Here is a 23,837-nt window from a genome sequence, read left to right as displayed (position 1 = left end):
CCAGGCCCGCGCCCCGCCGGCGCCCGCCCACCGCCTCCCCCCGAGAGGCCGCTCCATGAGCATCACCATGCCCCCTGACGCAGACTCCCGCCGTGCCCGGAGTTCCGGCTCCTCGCCGGCGCAGGCCGGACCGGGCCGCCGAGCGCCCGACACCGCGTCCGACGGGTCGCCCACCGCCGCGGCGGACGCATCCGCCGACGGTTCGCCCGGCCACTCACCCGAGGCCGCCCCCTCCGCAGCGCTCCTCGCCCCACCGGCTGCTTCAGCCGCTCCGGTCGCCCCGACGGCCCTGACCGCCCCGACGACCCCCGCCACCACCCCCTCGGCCCCCGCCGCCCCCTCGGCCTCCGACCGGGCCGTGCCGGACCACCCGAACCGGCGCGCCGAGGACCGCGGCGGACGCCGCCGCACCGACCGGCCGATGCGCCGCTCCGGCGACGGCGTCGTCCCCACCCACACGGTCAGCCTGGTGATCCCGGCCCACAACGAGGCCCGCAACATCCCCTGGGTGTTCGAACAGATCCCCCGCTGCGTGGACGAGGTCATCCTGGTCGACGGCGCGTCCAGCGACGCCACCGTCCCGATGGCCCGGTACTGCCTGCCGACGGTGCGCAGCGTGCAGCAGCGCGGCCGCGGCAAGGGCGACGCGCTGCGCACCGGGTTCGCCGCCGCCGGCGGCGAGTACATCGTCATGATGGACGCCGACGGCTCCATGTGGCCCGGCGAGATCCCGCACTTCCTGCACTTCCTGGACAACGGGTTCGACTTCGTCAAGGGCTCGCGCTGCATCGCCGGCGGCGGCTCGCTCGACTTCACCCGGGTCCGCTCGCTCGGCAACCGCGCCCTGCTCGCCGTCGTGAACCGGCTCTACGGCGCGCGCCTCACCGACCTGTGCTACGGCTACTGCGCCTTCCGCCGTTCCTTCCTGGACGCGCTCGACCTGCGGTCCACCGGCTTCGAGATCGAGGCCGAGATGGTCGCGCACGCGCTGCGCTCCGGGCTGCGGATCGCCGAAGTGCCGAGCCTGGAACTCCCCCGCCGCAGCGGTCGCTCGCACCTGCACGCCGTCTCCGACGGCCGCCGGGTGCTGAGGACCCTGATCGCCGAGCGCCCCGGTGCCCGGTCCTCGGCGGACGCCCCCGCGGGGGAGCGCTGATGAATGGCACCGACCGGCGCGCCGCAGCCGCCTGCCCGCGCCCCGCCGCTCGTGACTCGCTCCACACCCCCGTCCGTGTCGTCGACCTTGACCTGGACGAACCGAGCGGGCTGCGCTCGCCCGGAGGTCTCGGTGCCGCCGCCCCGGACGGACGCGTGTTGGCGTTGGTGCGGCTGCACGGACACCCGCTCGGTCTGGTCACGGCCACCGGGGCAGCAGGCCACAGCGCCGCGCTGCGTCGGGCGCTGGTCGACGCCGCTCACCGGGAACTGCGAGTTCCCTCCCTGTCCACCGCGACACCCGCGGCGCGCCCTGGTCGGGTAGGCCGCGCCCGGGTGCCCGCGGACCCGGTCACGGTCAGCGTGATCGTCGCGACTCACAACCGGGCGGACCTCCTGCGATCGTGCCTCGACTCCCTGCTGCGGAACGGCTATCCGCGGTTCGAGGTCATCGTCGTGGACAACGCCCCCGCCGACGACACCGCCGAACGACTGATCCGCGACCGGTACCGGGGCCGGGTCCGCTACCTGCGCGAGCCGGTGGCGGGCCTGGCCCGGGCCCACAACACCGGGCTCGCCGCCGCCCGCGGCGAGATCGCCGCCTTCACCGACGACGACACCCTCGTCGACCCGGGCTGGATCGCCGCCCTCGCCCAGACCTTCGCCGAGGACCGGCGGATCGGCTGCGTCACCGGCCTGATCCTGCCCGCCGAGCTCGACACCCCCGCCCAGGCCGCCCTGGAGTGCCACGGCGGCTTCGCCAAGGGCTTCGCCGCCCGCACCTGGACCCTCGCCGACGGGCCCGCCGACCCGCTCTTCCCGTTCGCGGCGGGCCGCTTCGGCTCCGGCGCCAACATGGCCTTCCGCACCGCCCGGCTGCGCGCCCTCGGTGGCTTCGACCCCGCCACCGGCACCGGCACCCCGGCCCGCGGCGGCGACGACCTGCTCTCGTTCTTCCGCATCCTGGTAGCCGGCCACGCCATCGCCTACGCGCCGGACGCCATCGTCTGGCACCGCCACCGGCGGACCATGGACGCCGTCCCCGCCCAGGCCTTCGGCTACGGCGCCGGCTTCGGCGCCTACCTCGCGGCCGCCCTGCACCACGAACCCGCCATGCTGCCCGCCCTGTTGCGCCGCCTTCCCAGCGGCCTCCGGTACGCGGTCCGCCGCGCACGCACCCGGCCGGACCCGGGCGCGGTGGACCGCCGGCCCGGCAGGCGCCTGGCCCGGCTCGAACTCCAGGGCCTGGTCTACGGACCGCTCGGCTACGCGCGCAGCCTGCGCCGGCACCGGGCCTCGGTCGGGACGGCGGGGTGAACCCGCCGTGTCCGCGCGCGCCGTGCCCGCCGCCGTGCCCGCCACCGTTCCCACCGGGGGCCGGGCCGCCTGCTCCTGCCCGCTGCCGCTGCCCTGCGAGTGCTCGTACGTCGGCCTGCTGCGGGCCCGGGTGCGCGCCCTGACGGCGGGTGAACCGCTGCTGCGCAACGGGCACGTGCTGACGGCCAGTTCGCTCCTCACCGCGGCCTTCGGCGCGGTCTTCTGGATGCTCGCCACCCGCTGGTACGGTTCGGAGTTCGTCGGCCTCAGCTACGCGGTGCTCACAGCGGTGGTGCTGATCTCCGAGGTCGGCCAGCTCGACCTCGCCGACGTCCTGATCCGGTTCCTGCCCGCGGTCGGCCGGGGCGCGCGGAGCCTGCTGATCCGCTGCTACCTGATCGCCACGGCCGCCGCCCTGCTGGTCGGCGGCCTCTTCCTCGTCCTCGTCCCGGCGATCGCACCGGACCTCGACTTCCTGCGCAGCCCACCCGTCGCCGTCGCGTTCCTGGCCATGACCGCGGGCTACACGCTCTTCGCCCTCCAGGACGGCGCGCTGACCGGGCTGCGCCGCCCGGGCTGGGTGCTCGGCGAGAACGCCCTGTTCGCCGTGGTCAAGATCGTGCTGCTGGCCGTCCTGGCGGGCTGGGCGCTGCGGGCCGGGATCCTGGTGTCCTGGGCCGGTGCCCTGCTGGCCGCCCTGCTCACCGCCAACGTCCTGCTCTTCCGCCGGATCCTGCCCGCCCGCGCCTCCGACCGGACCGCCGCCCGCGCCTCCGCCCGCGCCTCCGACCGGACCGCCGCCCGCGCCTCCGCCCGGACCGCCGCCCGCGCCGCCGACGGCGCAGCCGGTCGGGAGGGCGCGACGGCGGCCCCGCGGCTGGCCCGCTACGCGACCGCGGACTACCTGGGCGCCCTGCTGCGGCTGACCGCCGCGACCGTCGTCCCGCTGGTCGTGCTGGACACCCTCGGGCCGGATCAGATCGCCTACTACTCGCTCGCCTGGGTGATCGCGTACACCTTCTACCTCGTCGCCCTCAACCTGGGCAGTTCGCTCATCGTCGAGACTGCCGGGGCACCCGGCCGGCTCGGTGAGCACGGTCGCCGCGTGCTGCGGCACGCCGGTGTCCTGGTGACGGCCGGGGTGCTGGTCACGGTGGTGGCCGCGCCGTGGGTGCTGTCCCTGTTCGGGGCCGAGTACGCCGAGCACGGCACCGCCCTGCTGCGCCTGCTGGCCCTGTCCGCCCTGCCGCACCTGGTGCTCAGCATCGCGGTCGACGCCGCCAGGGCCCGCCGACGGCTGGTCCCGATCGTCGCCCTGCAGGGGGTCTACTGCGTCCTCGTCCTCGGCCTGACGGTCTGGCTGCTGCCGCCGTTCGGCCTCGTCGGGGTCGGCCTGGCCTGGCTGATCGCCGCCACCGTCCTCGCCGTCCCGCTGCTGTGCACCCTGCCGCGGTGGCTCCCGGCCGGCGACACCACGGCGGCTGAGACCCCGACAACCGCGGCTCCGGCGGACGGAGTTCGCACAACCGAGCGCTCGACGGCCGGGCGCTCGACGGCCGCGGTCCCGACGACCACGGTCCTGACGACCGGGCTCCCGCCGACCGCGGACCCGACAACCGAACGGAGGCGGCCGTGAACACCCCGGGCCTTTCCGTCATCGTCTGCGCCTACACGCTCGACCGCTGGGACGACCTGTGCGAGGCGATCGGCTCCCTGCACGCCCAGCGGCAACCGCCCGAGGAGATCCTGCTGGTCGTCGACCACTGCCCGGCCCTCGGCCGCCGGGCCGAGGCGGCGTTCGACGGCGTGCGCGTCCTCGCCAACCGGGAGCGGCAGGGCCTGTCCGGCGCCCGCAACACCGGCGTGGGTGCCGCCCGTCACGAGGTGGTCGCCTTCCTCGACGACGACGCGGCCGCCGAGCCCGACTGGACGGTCCGCCTCCTCGCGCCCTACCGGGACCCGGAGGTGTACGGCGTCGGCGGACTGGTGGTCGCCCGCTGGGAGGACGGCAGCCGGCCGGACTGGTTCCCGCCCGAGTTCGACTGGGTGGTCGGCTGCTCGTACCGCGGGCTGCCCGTCCACCGCAGCGCCGTACGGAACTTCATCGGCGCGAACATGTCCTTCCGCCGCGCCGAGGTGCTCGCCGTCGGAGGCTTCCGCACCGACCTCGGCCGCGTCGGCACCCGGCCGCTCGGCTGCGAGGAGACCGAGTTCTGCCTCCGCGTCGCCGAGCGCCACCCCGGGGCGCTGCTGCTCCACGAGCCGGCCGCCGTCGTCCACCACCACGTGCCGCCCGGCCGGGCCTGCTTCTCCTACTTCCGCTCCCGCTGCTTCGCCGAGGGCTGGTCCAAGGCCGCCGTGGCGCGCCACCGCGGGGCCGACGCCGCGCTCTCCAGCGAACGGCGCTACCTGCGCTCGACCGTCCCGCGGGCGTTCGGCGGCTGTCTGCGCCCCGGTGGCGGCGGGCCGCGGCGCGCGGGGGCGCTGGCCGCCGGCGTGGCGCTCACCGTGGCCGGGTATGCGCTCGGCCGCGCGCGGGCGTTCGTCGCGCCCCGGGCCGCGCGGGAGCCGTCCGCCGAGCCGTCCGCCGAGTCGTCCGCCGAGCCGGACGGCGCCTCCGTCGTGCCCGCCGCCTCGGCCGCGTCCGCCACGTCCGCCGCCTCCGCCGCACGGGGCCGGCCGGGAGGTGTGCGGTGACACCGGTCGTTCCGGTGCTCCTCTACCACTCGGTCTCCGACGACCCGCCCGAGTGGATCGCCCCGTTCGCCGTCACACCACGGGTGTTCGGCGAACAGCTCGACCGGCTCGCCGACGCCGGCCGGCTGGTGGTCCCGCTCCACCGACTGGTCACCGCCCTGCGGGGCGGTCCGCCCATGCCCGACCACTGCGCGGTGCTCACCTTCGACGACGGCTTCGCCGACTTCTACTGGACCGTCGCGCCCCTCCTCGCCGAACGCGACCTGCCCGCCACCGTCTTCGTCACGACCGGTGCCCTGCACACCCCGGGCCACCCCGCCGAGGGCAGTCTGCTGCCGCCCGCCGAGATGCTCAGCTGGCGCCAGCTCCTCAACCTCGACGCGCTCGGCGTCGAGATCGGCGGACACTCCCGCACCCACCCCCAGCTCGACACCCTCTCCCGGCGACGGCTGAACGACGAGGTGAGCGGCTGCAAGGGCCGGTTGGAGGACCTGCTGGGCCACTCCGTCGACTCCTTCGCCTACCCGCACGGCTACTCCAGCCCGGCCGTGCGCCGCTGCGTCCAGGAAGCCGGCTGGACCAGCGCCTGCGCCGTCGCCGACGCCTTCAGCTCCACGGCCGACGAGCCGCTGCGGATCGCCCGGCTGATGGTGCGCCGGGACACCCCGCGACAGCTGTTCGGCCAGTGGGTCGAGGGCACCGGCGCACCCGTCTCCCCGTTCCCCGAACGCCTGCGCACCAAGGGTTGGCGCGCCTACCGGAGGCTGCGGTCCGGCCTCGGCAGCCCGGTCGGCGGGCCGCCGGGGTCGTCACCGGCCGCGCCCTGAGCCGCGCCGCGAACCGTGTCCCGAACCCTGCCCCGAACCGGTTCCTGAGCAGGGGACTGCCGGGGTCAGTGCTGCCAGACCCGCACCCAGTCCACCGTCATGCGGGCCGTGTCGACGCTCTGCGGCGGTGAACTCGGGTACCCGACCGCCAGATTGAGCAGCACCTCCATCGCCGTGTGCGGGATCTTCTCCGGGTCCGTCACCTGGTAGCGCTGCACGCCGTCGACGTACCAGGTGAGGGAGTCGCTCTCCCAGTCGACCGCGAACACGTGGTAGCCGGCCGGGAAGTCCTGCGGGCCGTAGCGCTCCCACTGGTCCTTGTCCTCGCCGTTCGGACCGGTGTAGTGCACGGTCATCTGGACGTACTGGGTGGTGGAGATGAACTCGGCGACGTCGAGCTCCGGCGGTGTGGTGCGGGACTCGGGCAGGAGCCAGAACGCGGGGAACATGCCGGCCTCGGGCGGGATGCGCACCGCGGCGGCGAAGTACCCGTAGGTGAAGGTGTGGCGCGGCTGCGCGTTCCAGGAGTCCCGGCCGGTGGAGACCATGCCGGAGGTCCACGGGTAGGTCGTGCCGTCGCTGCCCTCGGTGGCCGACCGCTTCGCGGTCAGGGTCAGGTCGCCGCCGCCCACCGTCACCTGCTGCGGGCGGTACCACTCCAGCTCGTGGTTGCCGGCGTTGGTGCAGCCGTCCTGGTTCCAGTCGTAGCAGGTGGTCCAGTTCGAGCGGTTGAGCCGGTCGCCGTCGAACCCGTCCTGGAAGGCCAGGTGCCAGGAGCCGGGGGCCGCCGGGTCGGCCGGGGCCCGGCCGGGGGCACTCGTCCCGCCCGCGGCCCCGCCGGAGTCCCCGGCGGCGGACGGCGAGGAGGAGGCGCCGCCGCCCGCGCAGGCGGCGACCAGCAGCAGCCCCGCCGTTCCGGCCCCGGCCGCCGCGGCCCGCCGTCGGCGCCGCTCACCGCGCCCGCGGTCGCGGTCGTGCGCCCGGTGCTCGTTCCCGTGGCCGTCCTGGTGGTCGCCCCGGTGGCCGTCCCGGCTGCCGCCCCGGTGGCGTCCGCCCGTCCGGCCACCGTCCCGCCGCCCGGCCCGTGGTGGGCCGCCCGGGGGCCGCCGTCGGCGGGGGAAGCACTGCGGCAGCGCCAGCAGGGTGGTGGCACCGGCCACGGCGGCCAGTGCCCAGCCGCTGATGAAGCCGCCGGTCAGGTAGAAGGCCACGATGATCAGGGTGTCGATGGCCAGGCTGAGGGCCACCACCATCACCCAGGACTCCAGCCGCCCCATCGGCGCGCCGGCGGCGGCCAGCCGTGGCCGGGCCGAGCGCACCGCCGCCAGGCCCGGGCAGCAGAGCAGGAACACGCCGGACACGGCCACCCGGACGGGGTTCGCGTCGGCCAGCGTGTAGACGGCGAGGGTCAGCCAGCCGGAGGCGGCCAGCGCCCAGCCGAGCCGGACGTCGTTCGCGGACGGGCCGCCGTCCCCGGCCGGAGCGCCGTCCCGGAACGGGCCGTCGTCCACCGAGGGGTCGTCCACCGAGGGGTCGTCCTTCGCGGAGTCCACGGAGTCCGTGGAACCCGTGGAACCGGTTGAACCCGTGGAGTCCACGGAGGCCTCGCCGCGCACCGACGGGCCGCCGTTCACGGACGGATCGTTGTTCACGGGCCGCCTCCCTGCCGGAGGAAGGGCTGCAACGGCGCCAGGGCGGCCGGCGGGGCGGCCTCGGGCACCTGGCCGGGCAGCGGGTTGGGGACGAAGCGGTAGACCACGGCGTCGTCGTTGCTGTAGACGAGCTCGAAGCCGGGGGCGCGGGCGACCGCCTCGGAGAGCTTGTCCACCGTGTCGGCCGGCAGCACGCCGGTCACCGAGGTCTCGGCGGCCTGGGCCCGGCTCAGGATCAGGTACGCGGGCACGCCCGGGTGGGTGAACCCGACCGCCGCCTCCAGCCCGCCGAGCGGGTCCTGCGTCAACAGCTTCCGGGTCGGCTCGCTCGTCTCGGCCAGCCGCACCTGGGGGTGGTCCTCGTAGTGGTCGTAGATCCCGGGCACGCTCCCGGTGACGGACACCACCACCGAGTACGGTGGCGCCGCCGCGAACAGCTGCTGGGTCGCGGTGACCTCCGCGGTGGTGTAGCGGTTCATCCGCTCCTTGCTGTCGTAGCCGAAGAAGAGCCCGCCCAGCACGGCCAGCAGCAGGACCAGCGCGCAGGCCGAGCGCAGCCGTGGCCGCGGTGTCGGCCGCAGCACGAGGGCGGCCACCAGGAACGCCGCGGCGGGCAGCATGAACAGGTAGGTGCGGAAGAGCATCTCGCCGCCGTAGCTGTTGGCCGCCAGCAGTGGCACCGGGGCCAGCAGGAGGTACGGCAGCGGGGTGCGCCGGACCCATGGACGGCGCACGAGGGCGATCACCGCCAGCAGGACCACCGCCGCCGTCAGCCCGCGGTCGATCCAGTCGACCATCACCTGGTCCGCGGAGGCGGTCCCGAGGTTGGCGAACCCGGAGGTGACGTTGGAGTCCGGCGTGGCGAGCGCCTTGACGAACTGACCGAAGTTGGCCGCCAGGTACGGGCGTGCCACCGTGGCGTCCCACACCGCCGTCATCACGACCGCGGCCAGCAGCGGGGGCAGGACCACCCGGCGGTTGCGGCGCGGCAGCGCCAGCGCGGCCAGCGAGCTGATCAGCATCAGCGGGGTGAGCTGGTGCGAGCAGACGATCGCGGCCTCCAGCACCAGGACCATCGGGAGCCGCAGCCCCCACGCCGGGGCCCGTGCGCCGCCGGCCCGCGCCCCGCTCGCCGTCACGGCCCCCGCCGCCGCGGCACCCACCGCGCCGACCCCCGCTGCGCCGTTCGCCGCCCGGGGCGCGGCGGAGCGGTGCGCCCCGCCCGGCGGAGCCTCACCCGGCGGCGACCGGCCGGGTGCGCGGGGGACGCTCCGGTCGGGCAGCCGGCGCACCACGACGGCGATCACGGTGACGTACAGCACCAGGGCGAACGCCTGCGGGGAGAAGTAGTCCTGGCCGACCCAGGAGCAGGAGAAGTAGATCCAGACCGCCCCCCACACCACCGTCCGGTCCGAGCTGATCGCCCGGTAGAGCAGCAGCAGCGGGGCGAGCAGCAGCGCGTTGAACAGGGGCGGCCCCCAGCTCGCGTACCCGAGCGCGGAGTGCAGTCCGGTGACCCTCAGCAGCAGGCCGTTGAGGACGAAGAAGCCGGGCCACTGGTTGTAGGGGTCGAGCAGGGCGGCGTGCGGGACGGCCCCGCCGTGGCGGAGCATCGCGTCGATCACCGCCACGTGCTTCCAGGCCCAGGAGTACCGCAGGTTGGCGTAGAGCAGGGTCGGCGTGGCGTGGACGACCGCGATCAGGGCGAGGACGTAGGCGGCCAGCCACCACTGGCGGAGGCTGCGGTCCCGCAGGGCGAGCACGAAGCCCGCGGTCAGCAGGCCCGCCGCGACCCAGTACAGGACGGGGAGCACCTGCAACAGGCCGAGGTCGCCCATCCGGTCCAGGTCGACGTGCCGCAGCGCCAGCAGCCAGAGCAGCAGGGACACCGGCAGCAGCAGGCGTGCCGTCAGCGCGGGCAGGCGCAGGGACCGCCGGGGGCGGTCGCGCGTCGTCCCGGTGGGCGGTTGCGGCCTCGGCGCCGACAACGGCGTCACGGCCGGGTCGCCGGCCATGTGGCTGCCTCCTCCAGGAGCGGGGTCACGTTGCGGGTCACCCACCAGTGGCTGCGTGCGTAGCGCGGGGACTTGGTCACGTTGGACACGATGTGCCAGAGCCAGGTCAGCAGCGGTAGCACGGCGCCGTCCGGTGGCCCGGCCGGGCCGTCCCGGCGCAGGTCCACCAGGTCGGTGCGGGTGCCGTCGATCAGGGCGAGGTCCGGGCCGGGCAGGGCGCCGCGGCGCACCATCTCCCGGACGGCGGTGCCGAGCTGGCGGCCCTCGCGGCGGCAGGTCAGGGCGATGACGAAGGTGTACGCGTCGATGGCGCAGGGGCCGTCGGGCCGGGCGCCGCCCCAGTCGATCACGCCGGTGACCCGGCCGGAGCGTTCGTCGAGCAGGACGTTGCCGGCGTGGAAGTCGCCGTGGGTCCAGGCGACGGTGGTCTCGGCACCGGCCAGTCCGGCGCGCAGCCGGGCCCGTACGCCGGCCAGCCCGGCGGCTCCGGTCCCGCTGCGGCACCAGGGGATGCCGGCCCGGATCGTGGCCAGCGGCTCGTCGACCCAGTCCGCCAGCCGTCCGGTGGCGGCCTCGGTGCGCCCGGTGGCCCGGTGCAGTCCGGCGATGGCCGTGAGCGCGTGCTCGGCGACCGCGGTGTCCGTGCCGAGGCCGTCCCGGAGCAGCCGGTCGGCGGTGGTCCCGGGCAGCCAGCTCTCGGTGATCAGCGGCAGCGGTCCGGTCAGCCGACGGCGGCCGGGGGCGGGGACGAGGGCGCGCCAGGCGCCGAGCCGGTCGTCGGCGGCCAGGGCCTGCAGCACCCGCCACTCGTGGTCGAGGGAGGTGACGGCGGGGTCGTTGCGGGCGTGCTTGACCGCCAGCCGCTCCTGGCCCGGGGTCTGCAGCGAGAGCACCAGGACGTCGGTCAGCCCGGGGGCCACCGGCCGCAGGGCGCCGGGGTCGTCCAGTCCCAGCCGGCGGGCGATCCGGCGGGCCTTCAGCCGGTCGGCGGGGCCGTAGACCAGCGGTGGGCGGCGCAGCGGCAGCAGCGCCCGGGGGGAGAACGGCAGCCGCGAGGCGCCGCCGTCCCGGTCCGGCCGGCCGTGCGGCAGCCGGGGGGAGTACTGGGGGAGCAGGACGTGGTGGCGGCTCATCTGCCCGGGCCCCGGTGGGTCGGTGAGGTCGCCGCGGTGCGCGCGGCCTGGGCGGCGAGCCGGGCCAGGCGCAGCGGCGCGCCCGTCCGGCCGGCTTCCGGGACGGCCAGGACGGCCAGCAGCGCGCGGGCGTCGGCGGGCGGCCGCGGGGCCCGGCAGCGCGGGCAGCCGCCGGGGCGGTGGCCGATCAGCCGGCCCACGGCGTCGGTGAGCCCGGCCTGGAAGGCGTGGCGGGTCACCGGGACGCCGGCCGCCCGGACCGGCGGTTCCGCGTTCGCGGGGGCGGCGGCGAGCGAGGCCCAGCCGAGCAGTTCCACGTCGGCGATGCCGTCGCCGACGGCCAGCGCGGGCGGTCCGTCGGCCCCGAGGCGGGTCAGCAGGGCGCGGGCTCCGGCGAGCTTGCCGGTGCCGCGCGGGACGAAGTCGGTCTGGGCCCGGCCCGGGACGGTCGTGAAGAGTTCGCCGATCGGCGCCTCGTCGAGGAGGGCGGCGACGGCCTCCGGTGGCAGGGCGTGCCGTCGGCCGTCCTGCGGCGCGCGGACCGAGGCCCGCACGCACCAGCGGGCGAGCGGATCGGTGACGGCGGGCGGGTCCAGCGAGCCCAGGCGTTCGGGCAGCCCGCCGTCGCCGGCGAGGCGGCGCCCGTCGTCGAGCAGGACCTCGGCGCCGCCGGTCGCCGCGTCGACCAGGACGGCCCCGTACTCGGCGACCCCGCCGGCCAGCCGGTAGGCGGCGCAGCGGTCGGCGACCTCGGGGGCGGAGCGTCCGGTGGCGATCACCGTGCGGTAGCCGTGGGCGCGCAGGGCGCGCAGGGCCAGCGCGCCGGCGGGGGAGGAGACCGGGAAGCCGAGGACGTCGTACTCCAGGACGCCGTCCACGTCGAGGACGCAGCACGGGCCCCGGGGCTCCTCGTCCAGGTCCGCGAGGTAGACGTCGGCGAGGAAGCGCTGCACCGCCCGGGCCTGGGCCCGCCGGGCGTCGGCGCGGGTGCGTTCGGAGGGGGTCAGCCCGTCCTGGACGGCGGCGTGCCGGGCCTGGACGAGCCTCAGCAGGCACCACCGGGCGGCGGAGACCTCCTCGCCGGTGGCCCGCCGGTACGCGGCGAGCAGTTCGGCGTCCCCGTCCGCCCGCGGGCGGTCCGGCCCGTCGGGCCGCTCGGCCGCGCCGGCGAGGTCGTAGGCGGCGTCGTAGCTGGCCAGGTTGAGGTGGCCGAAGGCGCCGTCGGCGTAGCCGGTCTTGTACCAGCCGCCGGCGCCGTCGGCGGTCCAGCGGTGACGCGCGGTCAGGCCGTCGGTCACGCAGGGGCGGTCGGAGGCCAGCAGGGTGCGGGTCAGCGGGTCGAGCAGGGTCGGGCGCAGCACGGTGTGCAGGCGCCCGAAGGCGGGTGCGAGCTGGCGGGCGGCGGCCTCCCAGACGGGGTCGCGGCCGGCCAGCCGCAGGCTCCGGTCGGCGGGGACGGCCAGCAGGCGCCGGCGGGCGGCCACGTACCGGGCGACCTCGGCGGGCGGGACGCTCCGGCCGGTCGGCGGGCCGTCCGGCGGTTCCTGCGCCGGGTCCTCCGTCGGCCGGGTCGGAGGCAGGGCCCGGAGCAGCACCCCGTCGGCGAAGCCGAGTTGCCGTGGGACCAGCCCGCTGAGCAGCCCGGCGACGGTCGGTGCGTACGCCCCGAAGTAGCCGACGCCGGTCCACTCGGCGAGCAGTGGCAGGCTCTCCACCGCGCCGTCCGGGCCGGCCGTACGGGCCGCGCAGGTGACCGCCAGGTGCGCGCGGCGGGAGAGCGGCCCCTGCGGGCCGACCGACAGGTCCAGCAGCCGTCGTCCGGGCGGCAGCAGGGCGGGCAGCAGGGAAGCCAGCGCCCGGGGGGAGAGCAGCGTCCGGACGTGCCAGTCACGGCCCGGCAGGGTCACGCACGGCAGGCCGCGCAGGGCGGGCGGCAGGGCGCCCGCGTCGTCGAGGGTGGCGAGCACCGGCACGACCGCCGCCGGGTCGAAACCGTCGTGGACGGCCAGCGCGGCGAGATTCGCCAGGGAGCCGCCGGTCACCGGCGGGTCGTCGACCAGCAGCACCAGGGCGCCCCGGCGCCGGAGCTCGCGCACCGCCGCCGGCCGCCCCGGCAGCAGCGCCGCACCGGGCCGGGTGGTGCCGACCGTCACCGCCCGGTGGCCGAGCCGGCGCAGTTGGGCCGCGAGCAGCGGGGCGAGGTAGCTGCCGGAGGTGCGCACGCCCAGGACCAGCACCGGGCGGTGACGGTCCGGGTGGCGGGCGTGGACCAGCCGGGCCAGCGCGACGCAGTCCTGCGGGTGCTGGTCGAAGCTGCGGAAGCAGGCCGGTGGGCGCTGCACCGCGTCGGAGAACAGCCGCCGGGCTCCCGGCAGCCGGGCCAACTCGTCCACGGCGGCCCGCAGTTCGGCGCGCAGTTCGGCGCACAGGGCGGCGTCCCGGTCGGCGTCCGGATCGTTCGTGTCCGGGTGCATCGCCGGGCTCGCCGGGCCTGCCGTTCCCGGGTCGTCCGCCACCGGGGCGTCCCGGAGCGCCCGCAGCGCGAGACGGTCACGCAGCGCAGCCATCCGCCGGCACCACGCGTGCAACCGGTGGGCCGGCGGCACGGCCAGCCACAGCCCGGTCGCGGTCCGCAGCCCGGCCCGGGCCGCCCCGACCACTGCGGGCGGACCGCCCTTCGCCAGGTGCTCCACCAGCCGGCGGGGCCGCCACGCGGTGCCCTGCAGCACGTCCTCGACCACCTGGACCAGCCCGGCGCTCAGCAGGAAGGCGTCCAGCCACTGTCCACCGGCGGCGCGTCCGAGCAGGCGGTCGGTCAGTTCCGGCACGGCGAGGTGCAGGTCCACCGGTGCTCGCGCACCGTCGGCCGCTGCGGTCTGCGCATCGTTCATTCGTGGACTCCCGTGAGCTCCCGAAGGAGGGGACAGCGCCCGCGGAGCCGTGCAGCCGCTGTGCCTCCCCACTCTAGGCATCCGGCGTCCCGCCTGCTCCTCCAGCCGCTCGCGGGGCGCGCGGCGGCGCGTGGTGCAGCGGGAGTCGCGTGCCGTGGACGGGCCGTGCCCGCCCCGGGCCGCCGTCGCGCCGACCGTCCGCGGGTACGGGGCCGGACCCGCGTCGGCGACCGTCGGCGCGGCGTCCGCGGGGACCGGCACGGGCATCGGGCGTCTCCTCCTCGAACCCCCCGTTCCGTCCAGGGTGCACCGGCCCGGCCCGGAACGACAGCCCGGATCCGTGGCCGTGCGGCCGCGCTGCGTGCCCGACCGCCACCGCCCGGCGCGGCCCCCGACCGCGCCGGGCGTGGAGGGGCCCGTGGTCGCCGGGCAAGTAACAGCTTGGCCACGGGCCGGTCGGGAACCGGTCGAAGTCGGCAACCTCCGGCCGGTGACTGCGAGATGATGACGCGTCAAGATGTCGGCTGGAAGGGGAGCTGCAGGATGGCCGACGGTGCGCCGACGGGATCGGGACCGCGCACACGGGTGGACCGGAGGCCCTGGGGGCACCCCGAGGACGACCCGGCAGCCGGCCCGCCCTCGCGGCTCAAGCGGTTCCGCGCCCACCCGGAGGCGCCGACCAGGGTCGTTCCGCCCCGCGGTACCCACCCGGAGGCGCCGACCAGGGTGGTCCCGCCCCGCGGTACCCACCCGGAGGCGCCGACCAGGGTGGTCCCGCCCCGCGGTACCCACCCGGAGGCGCCGACCAGGGTGGTCCCGCCCCGCGACGCCGACCCGCGGACCGTCCTGCGGCGGCCGGCGCCCGCCCGCGGCGGCCACTTCGGTGGCGCCTTCCCCGCGGCCCTGCTGAACCGCTACGAGCCGTACGAGGTCGCCGGCTCCGGCACCGAGGGCACCGTCTGGCACGTCCGGCGCACGGACGGCGGCGGGGACGCCGCGGTCAAGGTGGCCCGGGCGGGCCAGGCCATGGACGTCGAACTGCTGCGGCACCTGCGCACCCCGGCCTACCGGCGGCACGTTCCCGGGATCATCGACTTCGGGCAGGTCGAGCACGCCGGCGTGGAGTGCGCCTGGGTGGCCATGGAGTACCTGCCGGTCACCCTCGCCGACCACATCGCCGCCCTGCACGACAAGGGCCGGCACACCGATCCGCGGGAGACCGACCGGATCATCCGCGAACTCGTCGCCATGCTCGACTTCTGGCAGCGGCGGATCGAGCGCAACCCGGTGGACTTCAAGCCCTCCAACATCCTGGTGCGCCCCGGCGGCGGCCCCGGGGAGTTCGTGATCGCGGACTTCGGGGGCGTCGCCCGCCTCACCGCCAGCCGCAGCTTCTCACCCGAGATGCAGGTGACCATCGCCTACATGGCCCCCGAGCAGCTCGCCGGGGCCAACCACCCGGCCGGGCCGTGGTGGGGCCTGGGCAACGTGCTGTACGAGCTGTTCTCCGGCCGCCCGCACTACCTGGACGCGGACGGTCTGCTGGTCAGCGACGAGGTGCTGCAGTACGACCTGGTCTTCGGGGAGGAGGCGGACCTCTCGGGCGTCACCGACCCGCGCCGGCTGATGCTGCTCCAGGGCCTGCTGACCAGGAACCCGGCCCACCGCTGGAAGGCCCAGCAGGTCACCGGCTGGCTGGAGGGGGCCAGCCCCGCGGTCGTGCGCCCGCAGGGCGCCTCCGCGGGAGGTGCGGGCGGCCACACCCACCGGCCGGTCACCTTCCTGGGGGAGCCGTACCACGCCCCGTCCGTGCTGGCCTGGAGCATGCTGAACCGTTCCGCGGAGGCGGCGGAGTGGCTCGTCGACGGCGGAGCGCAGCACCTGCTGGACTGGCTGCGCGACGAGGTCAGGGACACCCTGTTCGACCTGCAGTACCTGCGGGCGGTCGACAGCGCCAGGGGCGCCCGGCGGGCCGACGCGGCCGCACTCGCCGTCCTCGCCTTCGGCGCCGCGTTCGCGCCCTCGGCCACCCCGGTCTACCGCGAGCGCCCGGTCGACGCGGCCGGCCTCACCCGGATCGCCGCCGGGCCGGACACCGTCGCCTTCGTCGACGACCTGCTCGCCGGCTCGGTCTCGACCGTCGCCGCCCGCTACGACTGCGACCACCCGGAGTGCCACGGCGAGCACTGCGGGCGGCTGATCGCGCTCGCCCGGGTGCCGCAGGTCGTCGCGGACACCGACCGGGCCGCCCGGGAGCTCGGCGGCGGCCGGCGCACCGGGGACGGCCTGAGCGCCGAGGAACGGGCCGAGGCCTACCGGCTGGCGGTCTGGCTGACCGTCCAGCCCGAGGAGCACGCCCGGCTGCTGGGCCGGCTGTCCCCGCTGCCCACCGCGCTGCACCGGCTGCCGCTGCCCGCGCGGGTGTCGGCCGTCCTCGCCGTGGTGGCCGCGGTCGTGGTGGACGTCGTGCTCGCCGCCTGGGCCAGGACCCCGACCGGCCGCGGGACGGCGGACGGGGTGCGGCGCCGCTGGTCCGCGCTGCGCCGCCGCGCGGTGCGCGCCGACCCCGGGACGGTGGCCGGTTGCGCGGTCCTGGTCGCCGCCGAGGCGCTGCGGGCCAGGGCGGCCGGCGGCACGCAGGAGGCGCCCGGGCGGGTGCCGGACGGCCGGGAACCGGTCGCGCGGCGGCTGTGGGCCCACCTCGTCCCCCGGGCCCGGATCTGGTGGGGCAACGCCCGGATCGCCGTGCCGCGCCAGGCGGCCGCGGCCCTGCTGGTGTGCACGGCCCTGGCGCTGCTGCTCTGGGCCGGCGCGCTCGCCCGGACCAGCGTCGATGCCGGCAACGGCCTCGCGATCCTGCCGAACGGCCCGTTCGGCCACCGGCTGCGCACGGCCGGCGAACTGGCGGCCCGGTCGGTGGCGCCGCAGCTGGGTGCGGCCCTGGCGGCCGCGCTCGTCCTGGCGGTGTTCCCCGCCCGGGTCGGCCGCGGGACGCTGGCCCTGGCCGCGGCGGGGGCCGCGGCGATCGGGTACCTGCGGCTCGGGCCACCGATGACGGTGCTCAAGCCGCCGCCCGCCGTCGTCGACCGGGTGGTGATGTTCGAGGGCGGCATGGGCAGTTGGGCCGGGGTGGCGGCGGCCGTCGGGGTCGTCCTGGCCGTGGTGCTGACCGAGCGCGCCGCCCGGCTGTCGATCGCGGCGTCCGAGGCCCGGCGGCGGACGGCCGAGCAGTGGCGGCGCCTGGCGCGGGCCTCGGCCGGCGGCGGGGCCGGGGCCGGTACGAGGGGCGGCGGCGGGGCTGCCGGCGGGACCGGCCGGACCGCGACCGGCCGAACGGCGACCGGCCGGACCGCGACAGGCGGGAGCGGGAGCCGGGCCGGGGCACGCCGGACCGCCGCTGCGCCCGCCGCGCGGGACTGGAGCCCGGGCAGCGCCGGTGCGCGGGAGCGCGCCCGCTTCGTGCTCGGCAGCACCTTCGTCCTGGTCGTCCTGCTGTGGGCCACCGTCGAGGTACGGCTGGCCGCGACTGGGCACCACCCGACCCCGGCGTCCTGGGGCACCGGCCAGGTCGGCGCCGACTACCAGGCCGGTTTCACCCTGCTGCTGGCCGCCGTGTCGGTCGCCGGCACGCTGGCCGGGCCGCGCACCGCGCGCCGGCTGTTCGCACTCTGGCTGCTCGGCACGGTGGTGCTCGGCGCCCTGCCGCCGCCGCTCGGCCCGATGGAGGCGCTGCGCATCCCGGTGGCCGGCCCGGTCTACCGCGGCATCGCCGGGCTCTGGGGCCACAGCGCCTTCTGGGCGGCCGTCCTGATCGCCCTTCCCCTGGTGTGCCTCGGCATCCAGCGCACCGTGCTGCGCGCCGGCCGCTGAGCGGCACGGAACGGGGACGGGGTCGGGGTCGGGGCCTCGTACGGGGCCCGGTACGGGGTCGGGCTCGGGGTCCGGTACGGGGCCGGGCTCGGGGTCCGGGGTCCGGGGTGTGGTGCGGCCGCTCCCCGGCCCGTCACCGCGGCGGGGTGGGCAGCCACCAGGAGCGGCGCCAGAGCAGCACGGCCGCCACCAGGGTCTGGCCGATCAGCCACGCCGCGCCCGCGCCGGTGATGCCCAGCACCGGCAGCAGCAGCGCGGTCAGCGCCAGCACGACGACCGCGAGCGCCGCCAGCACGCCCACCACCACGCCCATCCGGCGCCGGGCCCGGGAGAGCGCCACGACGGTGGTGTTGAGCAGGTTCGGCAGTGCGGACAGGGCGAGCAGCCACAGGGCGACCGTGCCGTGGCTGGCGTACTCGCGGCCGAACACGCGCAGCGCCCACGGGGCGACCGCGATCAGCACCACGACCGCCGCCACCAGCACCCGGCCGGAGTGCCGCAGCACCCGTCGGTAGTCGTCGAGCCGGGTGATGTCCCGGGCGGACTCCACCACCAGCGAGTAGCCCATGTTGGAGCTGAAGCAGTAGAGCGCGAACGGCACCATCCAGGCCAGCGAGAAGTACGCGCTGTCGGCGGCACCGAGGCGGTTGAGCACCATCACGGGGGGCAGGTTCACCGCCGCCAGCCAGCACATCGCGCCCAGGTAGTCCGCGGCGATGTAGCCGAAGGTCGGGGCCGAGGTGTCCGCGCGGGCCTTGGGCGGGGTGCGTTCGTGCCGGGGTACGGCGCGGCCGAAGACGAAGGTGTTCGTCACCAGGAGGGCGAACGCGAGCCCGACCATCCAGGAGAGCAGGATCCCGTTCTGCGCGCCGACGACGGCGAACAGGCCCAGCAGCCCGATCTTCTCGACCGAGAACAGCCCGTTCTCCAGCGCCACCCAGTCCGGCCGTCGGAGGCCGGTGAGGACGCCGTCCTGCAGGTTGAAGATGGCGTAGCCGGCGGTGGCCACGACGAAGGCCAGGCCCAGGCCCCAGGTGTGCAGGAAACCGAGCCCCGGTGAGACCACGGGGATCAGCAGCACCAGCCCGGCGGCGAACACCAGGGTGACCGCCGCGGCCGTGAGGTAGGCCAGTCCCACCAGCCGCCCGGTGCGCTTCCCGGCGGAGGGCACGAAACGCACCATGGCGTTGGCGAGGTTCAGTTGGCCGATCCCGCCGAGGAACATCATCGCGGAGACGGCGGCGACGTTCCGGCCGACGGTGGCGGGGCTGTACCAGTGGGCGGACAGCGCCCAGTAGAGGGCGCCGAAGAAGGAGGTCAGGAGCGAACTGAGGGTCAGCACGTGCGCGTTGCGCAGCAGCGGGTCGTAGCCCTTGGCGGAGCCGAGGAGAGCCCTGCCCCGGGTCCGCACCGACCGGAGGACGGCGGCGGACGGGCCGGCTCCGTTGCTCACCACCAGCAGCTCCCGTCGTCGGCCCACCCCGGTCCGGACGCGGCCCGCAGCCGGTACGGGCCGGCGTGCCCATTTTATGACCCGACCCCCGCTCGCTGCCCGGCCACGGCGACGCCCCCCCGTCGGACGGGCGGGTGCCCGCGGGCGAACCTAGCCTGGGAACCGGGGTCCCGCCGGATCGGCCGGACGGGAACCGGGCCCCCGCCGGATCGGCCGGAGAGGAGTCGGCGCGCCATGCCCAGGACGCTTCCCGCCGGTGTCGAGGTGACCAGTCCGGCGCCGCGCGAGGTGTGGTGGGAGCTGATCGCGCGCGACGCCGAAGCGCTGGTGACGCAGACGCCGACCTGGCTGGACTGCCTGTGCGAGGCCTGGCCGTGGGAGGACGCGAGCCGACTGTACCGGTTCGTCGACGGCCGGCGGCTCCTCGTGCCGCTGGTCCGGCACCGGCGCCGGCCGATGCGGCTGCTGACCGAGGAGTCCTGGCCCGGGTGGGGTGTCGGCGGCGCCGTCGTGCCGGACGGCGCACCGGACGCGGGGGAGGCCCGGCTCGTCCTCGCCGACCTCGCGGACCGGCCCGCCCTGCGGGTGGCGGTGCGGTTCGGCCCCGGCTCCGCAGCGGTCTGGAACGAGGTCGTGCCGGGGGCCTTCGCGGCGGTCGACCGCACGACCTACCTGCTCGACCTCGACGGCGGGTGGGAGGAGGTCTGGTCCCACCGCTTCCACCAGCAGGTGCGCCGGGGCGTACGGCGGGCCGAACGCGAGGACGTCGAGGTGGAGGTGGACCGGAGCGGCCGGCTGGTGCCGCAGTTCCGGCGCCTCTACGAGGAGTCGGTCGTCCGCTGGGCCGAGCAGCAGAACGAGCCGCTCGCCCTGGCCCGGTGGCGCCGGCGGCGGGAGGAACCGCCGCGGCTCCTGGAGGCGGTCGCGGAGCGGTTCGGCTCCTCCTGCGCGATCTGGCTGGCCAGGTGTGGCGGGCGGCCGGCCGCCGCGATCGTCGTGCTGCGGCACGGCACCCACACCAAGTACTGGCGCGGGGCCATGGACCGGAGCCTGGCGCATCCGGTCCACGCCAACCACCTGTTGCACCGGCTGGCGATCGAGGACGCGTGCGCGGCCGGGAGCCGCCGCTACGACATGGGTGATGCCAGGCCCGAGTCCTCGCTGGCCCACTTCAAGCAGAGCTTCGGCGCGCGGCCGGCGGCGTCCCCGGCGTACTACCGCGAGCGGCTGCCGCTGACGGCGCTGGACCGGCGGCTGCGCGGGGCGGTCAAACGGGTCATCGGGTTCCGGGACGCCTGACCCTGCGACGGGCCTGACGGTCTGACGGCCGGACGGGGTCCGACGGGCCTGACGGCGTCCGGCGGGTGCGACCGCGGGCCGGCCGGGCCGGCTCAGCCGACCAGCCGGGAGAGCTCGATCGAGTGCCCCGTCCGCTCCACCTTCGCCGTCAGGTACCGCACGTTGCTGGCCGAGAGGTGCACGCCCGTCGGCACCCGGTGCCGCACGGAGATGCCGAGGCCGGCCAACTGCGCGGCCTTGTCCGGGTTGTTGCTCAGCAGGTCGATGCCGGTGGCGTCGAGCGCGGCGAGCATCTGGGCGGCGGCGGTGTAGTCCCGGCCGTCCTCGGGCAGGCCGAGCGCGGTGTTGGCGTCGTACGTGTCCAACCCGGAGTCCTGCAGGGCGTACGCGTCGAGCTTGTTGTACAGCCCGATGCCCCGGCCCTCCTGGCGCAGGTAGAGCAGGTACCCGCCGGCCTCGTTGATCCGCTCCACCGACTCGCGCAGCTGCGGCCCGCAGTCGCAGCGCTCGGAGCCGAAGACGTCGCCGGTCAGGCACTCGGAGTGCAGCCGGACCAGCGGCGTCCCGCCCTCGGGGACCGTGCCGAGGGCGAGCGCCAGGTGCTCGGCGCCGTCGGCGAGGCCGTGGAAGGTGAAGACCTCCGCCTCGGCGCGGTAGCCGTCGGGGAAGGTCAGCGGGATGCGCACGCGCGAGCGCACCGTGGCGGGGCCGGGTTGAGGCATGGGCGGGCCTTCGTCGATCGGGGGCGGACCGGGTTCGGTCGGGATCCGGGATGGATCGGATGTCGACCGTACTCGGTTGTTCCAATTTGAACAACTGGCGGAAGGTGCGGGGCACGACTGCGGAGGCGCACAACACCCCGCCCGCCTCGCGTGTTCCCGCGCGGCCGCCGTCCGGTGTTCCAACATGTGGAAGGGAGGCGGCCCGGGGTGTCGACACTGCGAGACTTCCTCCCGTTTCCTGGGCACGGGAACGCACCCGCGCACGACCACCGACGACAACGGAAGGTCCTGATCAGATGCCCATGAGCCGCCCCGACTCCACCACCGGCACCACCGCCACCGGTACCACCGCCGCCACCGCCATCACCACCGACACTGCGACCCGGCTCCGCTTCGACGCCGAGCAGCGCGCGGTCGAGGCCCTCTACGCGGACGTGGTCCGCCGCAACAAGGGGGAGACGGAGTTCCACCAGGCCGTCCACGAGGTGCTGGAGACCCTGGCCCCGGTGCTCGCCCACCGCCCCGAACTCCTCGACGCCCGGATCATCGAGCGGATCTGCGAGCCCGAGCGGCAGTTGATGTTCCGGGTGCCGTGGACGGACGACTCCGGCGACATCCACGTCAACCGCGGCTTCCGGGTGGAGTTCAGCAGCGCCCTCGGCCCGTACAAGGGCGGGCTGCGCTTCCACCCCTCGGTGAACCTCGGCATCGTCAAGTTCCTCGGCTTCGAGCAGATCTTCAAGAACGCGCTCACCGGGCTGTCGATCGGCGGCGGCAAGGGTGGCTCCGACTTCGACCCCAAGGGCCGTTCGGACGCCGAGATCATGAGGTTCTGTCAGTCCTTCATGACCGAGCTCCACCGCCACCTCGGCGAGCACACCGACGTGCCCGCCGGGGACATCGGCGTCGGCGGCCGCGAGATCGGCTACCTCTTCGGCCAGTACAAGCGGATCACCAACCGCTACGAGGCCGGCGTACTCACCGGCAAGGGGCTCGGCTGGGGCGGTGCGCAGGTCAGGACCGAGGCCACCGGCTACGGCTGCGTGCTGTTCACCGCCGAGATGCTGCACAGCCGCGGCGAGAGCCTGGACGGGCGCCGGGTGGTCGTCTCCGGCTCGGGCAACGTCGCGCTCTACGCGATCGAGAAGGCGCAGCAGCTCGGCGCCACGGTGCTGACGGCCTCCGACTCCTCCGGCTACGTGGTGGACGACAAGGGCATCGACCTCGGCCTGCTCAAGGAGGTCAAGGAGGTCCGGCGCGGCCGGGTCTCCGAGTACGCCGAACTGCGCGGCAGCCACGTGCGGTTCGTCGAGGGGCCGGGGGTGTGGAGCGTGCCCTGCGAGGTCGCGCTGCCCTGCGCCACCCAGAACGAACTGACCGAGGCCGACGCGCTCGCCCTGGTCCGCAACGGTGTGCTCGCCGTCGCCGAGGGCGCCAACATGCCCACCACCCCGGAGGCGGTCCGGGTGTTCCAGGAGGCCGGGGTGGCGTTCGGCCCGGGCAAGGCGGCGAACGCGGGCGGCGTCGCGACCAGCGCGCTGGAGATGCAGCAGAACGCGTCGCGCGACTCCTGGACCTTCCGGCACACCGAGGAGCGGCTGGCCGGGATCATGAAGCACATCCACGACTCCTGCTTCACCACCGCCGAGCGCTACGGCCGGCCCGGGGACTACGTGGTGGGCGCCAACATCGCGGGCTTCGAACTGGTCGCGGACGCGATGCTGGCCCAGGGCCTGGTCTGACCTGCGGCTCCCGCCGCCGACCCGGCGATCGGTACCCGACCGGAGCGGGCACCGATCGTCGGGTGCGGCAGGGTGGGTCCTTCCTACGGTGGTGATCACAAGGAAGGACGGGGTCGGAGTGCTGGAGCACCTGAACCGGGCGATGGAGCACATCGAACGGCACCTGGACGGCGAGGTCGACGCGGCCGAGCTGGCGAGGATCGCGATGACGTCGGAGTACCACTTCCGGCGGCTGTTCTCGATGCTCGCCGGGATGCCGCTGTCGGAGTACGTGCGGCGTCGGCGACTGACCGTCGCGGGGGCCGAAGTCCTCGGCGGCGAGCGGACGTTGCTCGACATCGCGGTCCGGTACGGATACACCTCGGGGGAGGCGTTCGCCCGGGCGTTCCGGGCGATGCACGGGGTCGGGCCGGGGGAGGCCCGGCGCGACGGTGCGGTGCTCACCTCCCAGCCCCGGATGTCCTTCCGACTCGTCGTGGAAGGAAGCAGCAGCATGGAATACCGGATCGTCGAGAAGCCGGACTTCCGGATCGTCGGCAGGAAGGCCCGGGTGCCCCTGGTCTGGCTGGGGGTCAACCCGCACATCGCCGAGTTCATCAAGGGGCTCGGCAAGGAGACCGTCGAGCGGATCACGGCCCTGAGCGGCAGGGACCCGGTCGGCATCGTGTCGGTGAGCGACGACTTCTCCCCGAACCGCGAGGAGGGTTCCGAACTCGACTACTGGCACGCGGTGGTGGCGCGTGAGGGCGCCGAGGTCCCGGAGGACATGGACGTCCTGGAGGTGCCGGCCGGCACCTGGGCCGTGTTCACCAACTCCGGGCCGTTCCCGCAGGCGCTGCAGGAGATGTGGGGGGACGTGGCCGCCCAGTGGTTCCCGTCCAACCCGTACGAGGCCCGGCGGGGCCCGGAGATCCTGCGGACCCGTTTCGTCCCCGGGTCGGACGACGCCGACTCGGAGCTCTGGATCCCGGTGGCGCGGGCTCCGCGGGGCTGACGACTGACAGCTGACAGATAACAGATGACAGCTGACAGATTTCGAAATCTGTCAGCTGTCATCTGTTATC

At 75.8% G+C, this 23,837-nt stretch carries 15 protein-coding genes; 9 read left to right on the top strand and 6 right to left on the bottom strand.

Annotated elements, in window-relative coordinates; translation table 11 throughout:
* Positions 1-67 precede the first annotated feature (67 nt).
* The 5 genes from ABT048_RS38305 to ABT048_RS38285 are packed head-to-tail and all read left to right on the top strand — an operon-like array spanning position 68 to position 5,996.
* The gene (locus tag ABT048_RS38305) at positions 68-1,156 is read left to right on the top strand and encodes a glycosyltransferase family 2 protein (RefSeq protein WP_350526257.1); all 1,089 of its coding nucleotides are present in this window, start codon (positions 68-70) and stop codon (positions 1,154-1,156) included.
* The gene (locus ABT048_RS38300) at positions 1,156-2,472 is read left to right on the top strand and encodes a glycosyltransferase family 2 protein (RefSeq protein WP_350526256.1); all 1,317 of its coding nucleotides are present in this window, start codon (positions 1,156-1,158) and stop codon (positions 2,470-2,472) included. The genes ABT048_RS38305 and ABT048_RS38300 overlap by 1 nt, the downstream gene beginning before the upstream one ends.
* A gap of 7 nt (positions 2,473-2,479) precedes the next feature.
* Positions 2,480-4,108 (top strand): lipopolysaccharide biosynthesis protein, encoded by a 1,629-nt coding sequence (locus ABT048_RS38295; protein WP_350526255.1) that lies wholly within the window; start codon positions 2,480-2,482, stop codon positions 4,106-4,108.
* Positions 4,105-5,169, top strand: coding sequence for a glycosyltransferase family 2 protein (locus ABT048_RS38290; RefSeq protein WP_350526254.1), 1,065 nt, complete (start codon positions 4,105-4,107; stop codon positions 5,167-5,169). Before ABT048_RS38295 ends, ABT048_RS38290 begins: the two co-directional genes overlap by 4 nt.
* On the top strand, positions 5,166-5,996 hold the full coding sequence (locus ABT048_RS38285) for a polysaccharide deacetylase family protein (RefSeq protein ID WP_350526253.1): 831 nt from the start codon (positions 5,166-5,168) through the stop codon (positions 5,994-5,996). Before ABT048_RS38290 ends, ABT048_RS38285 begins: the two co-directional genes overlap by 4 nt.
* A 65-nt stretch (positions 5,997-6,061) precedes the next feature.
* Here the strand turns inward: ABT048_RS38285 and ABT048_RS38280 are convergent, their stop codons facing one another.
* The 4 genes from ABT048_RS38280 to ABT048_RS38265 are packed head-to-tail and all read right to left on the bottom strand — an operon-like array spanning position 6,062 to position 13,687.
* Positions 6,062-7,648 (bottom strand): family 16 glycosylhydrolase, encoded by a 1,587-nt coding sequence (locus ABT048_RS38280; protein ID WP_350526252.1) that lies wholly within the window; start codon positions 7,646-7,648, stop codon positions 6,062-6,064.
* Positions 7,645-9,663, bottom strand: a complete 2,019-nt coding sequence (locus ABT048_RS38275; protein ID WP_350526251.1) for a glycosyltransferase — start codon at positions 9,661-9,663, stop codon at positions 7,645-7,647. Before ABT048_RS38275 ends, ABT048_RS38280 begins: the two co-directional genes overlap by 4 nt.
* Positions 9,642-10,796: a phosphotransferase family protein gene (locus tag ABT048_RS38270; RefSeq protein ID WP_350526250.1), complete on the bottom strand. Its 1,155-nt coding sequence runs from the start codon at positions 10,794-10,796 to the stop codon at positions 9,642-9,644. Before ABT048_RS38270 ends, ABT048_RS38275 begins: the two co-directional genes overlap by 22 nt.
* Positions 10,793-13,687 carry an HAD hydrolase family protein gene (locus ABT048_RS38265; RefSeq protein ID WP_350526249.1) on the bottom strand — a complete coding sequence of 965 codons (2,895 nt, stop codon included), beginning with the start codon at positions 13,685-13,687 and terminating at the stop codon, positions 10,793-10,795. Before ABT048_RS38265 ends, ABT048_RS38270 begins: the two co-directional genes overlap by 4 nt.
* 585 nt (positions 13,688-14,272) lie before the next feature.
* On the opposite strand from ABT048_RS38265, the gene ABT048_RS38260 reads away from it, so the two are divergent.
* A complete protein-coding gene (locus ABT048_RS38260; RefSeq protein WP_350526248.1) occupies positions 14,273-17,557 on the top strand; it encodes a protein kinase domain-containing protein in 3,285 nt (1,094 codons plus the stop codon).
* 133 nt (positions 17,558-17,690) lie between these two features.
* On the opposite strand, the gene ABT048_RS38255 is transcribed toward ABT048_RS38260, so the two are convergent.
* Positions 17,691-19,013, bottom strand: coding sequence for a lipopolysaccharide biosynthesis protein (locus ABT048_RS38255; protein WP_350526247.1), 1,323 nt, complete (start codon positions 19,011-19,013; stop codon positions 17,691-17,693).
* Positions 19,014-19,244: 231 nt separating this feature from the next.
* On the opposite strand from ABT048_RS38255, the gene ABT048_RS38250 reads away from it, so the two are divergent.
* Positions 19,245-20,309 (top strand): GNAT family N-acetyltransferase, encoded by a 1,065-nt coding sequence (locus ABT048_RS38250; RefSeq protein ID WP_350526246.1) that lies wholly within the window; start codon positions 19,245-19,247, stop codon positions 20,307-20,309.
* 92 nt (positions 20,310-20,401) lie between these two features.
* On the opposite strand, the gene ABT048_RS38245 is transcribed toward ABT048_RS38250, so the two are convergent.
* The gene (locus ABT048_RS38245; RefSeq protein WP_350526245.1) at positions 20,402-21,031 is read right to left on the bottom strand and encodes a GTP cyclohydrolase II; all 630 of its coding nucleotides are present in this window, start codon (positions 21,029-21,031) and stop codon (positions 20,402-20,404) included.
* A 302-nt stretch (positions 21,032-21,333) separates the two neighbouring features.
* On the opposite strand from ABT048_RS38245, the gene gdhA reads away from it, so the two are divergent.
* Entirely contained in the window at positions 21,334-22,773 is a 1,440-nt protein-coding gene (gene gdhA / locus ABT048_RS38240) for an NADP-specific glutamate dehydrogenase (protein ID WP_350526273.1), read from the top strand.
* A gap of 118 nt (positions 22,774-22,891) precedes the next feature.
* Positions 22,892-23,767, top strand: a complete 876-nt coding sequence (locus tag ABT048_RS38235; RefSeq protein WP_350526244.1) for an AraC family transcriptional regulator — start codon at positions 22,892-22,894, stop codon at positions 23,765-23,767.
* The last annotated feature ends 70 nt before the right edge of the window (positions 23,768-23,837 follow it).

Source organism: Kitasatospora sp. NPDC096140, assembly GCF_040303045.1.
In the GTDB taxonomy this organism is placed as follows: Bacteria; Actinomycetota; Actinomycetes; order Streptomycetales; family Streptomycetaceae; genus Kitasatospora.
This window is presented reverse-complemented; position numbering and strand designations above follow the sequence as displayed.

Excerpts from the sequence above, each read along its gene's own strand:
- ABT048_RS38305 (WP_350526257.1), top strand. The coding sequence starts at position 68 with ATGCCCCCTGACGCAGACTCCCGCCGTGCCCGGAGTTCCGGCTCCTCG.
- ABT048_RS38300 (WP_350526256.1), top strand. The coding sequence starts at position 1,156 with ATGAATGGCACCGACCGGCGCGCCGCAGCCGCCTGCCCGCGCCCCGCC.
- ABT048_RS38275 (WP_350526251.1), bottom strand. The coding sequence starts at position 9,663 with ATGGCCGGCGACCCGGCCGTGACGCCGTTGTCGGCGCCGAGGCCGCAA.
- ABT048_RS38270 (WP_350526250.1), bottom strand. The coding sequence starts at position 10,796 with ATGAGCCGCCACCACGTCCTGCTCCCCCAGTACTCCCCCCGGCTGCCG.
- ABT048_RS38265 (WP_350526249.1), bottom strand. The coding sequence starts at position 13,687 with ATGAACGATGCGCAGACCGCAGCGGCCGACGGTGCGCGAGCACCGGTG.
- ABT048_RS38250 (WP_350526246.1), top strand. The coding sequence starts at position 19,245 with ATGCCCAGGACGCTTCCCGCCGGTGTCGAGGTGACCAGTCCGGCGCCG.
- ABT048_RS38245 (WP_350526245.1), bottom strand. The coding sequence starts at position 21,031 with ATGCCTCAACCCGGCCCCGCCACGGTGCGCTCGCGCGTGCGCATCCCG.
- gdhA (WP_350526273.1), top strand. The coding sequence starts at position 21,334 with ATGAGCCGCCCCGACTCCACCACCGGCACCACCGCCACCGGTACCACC.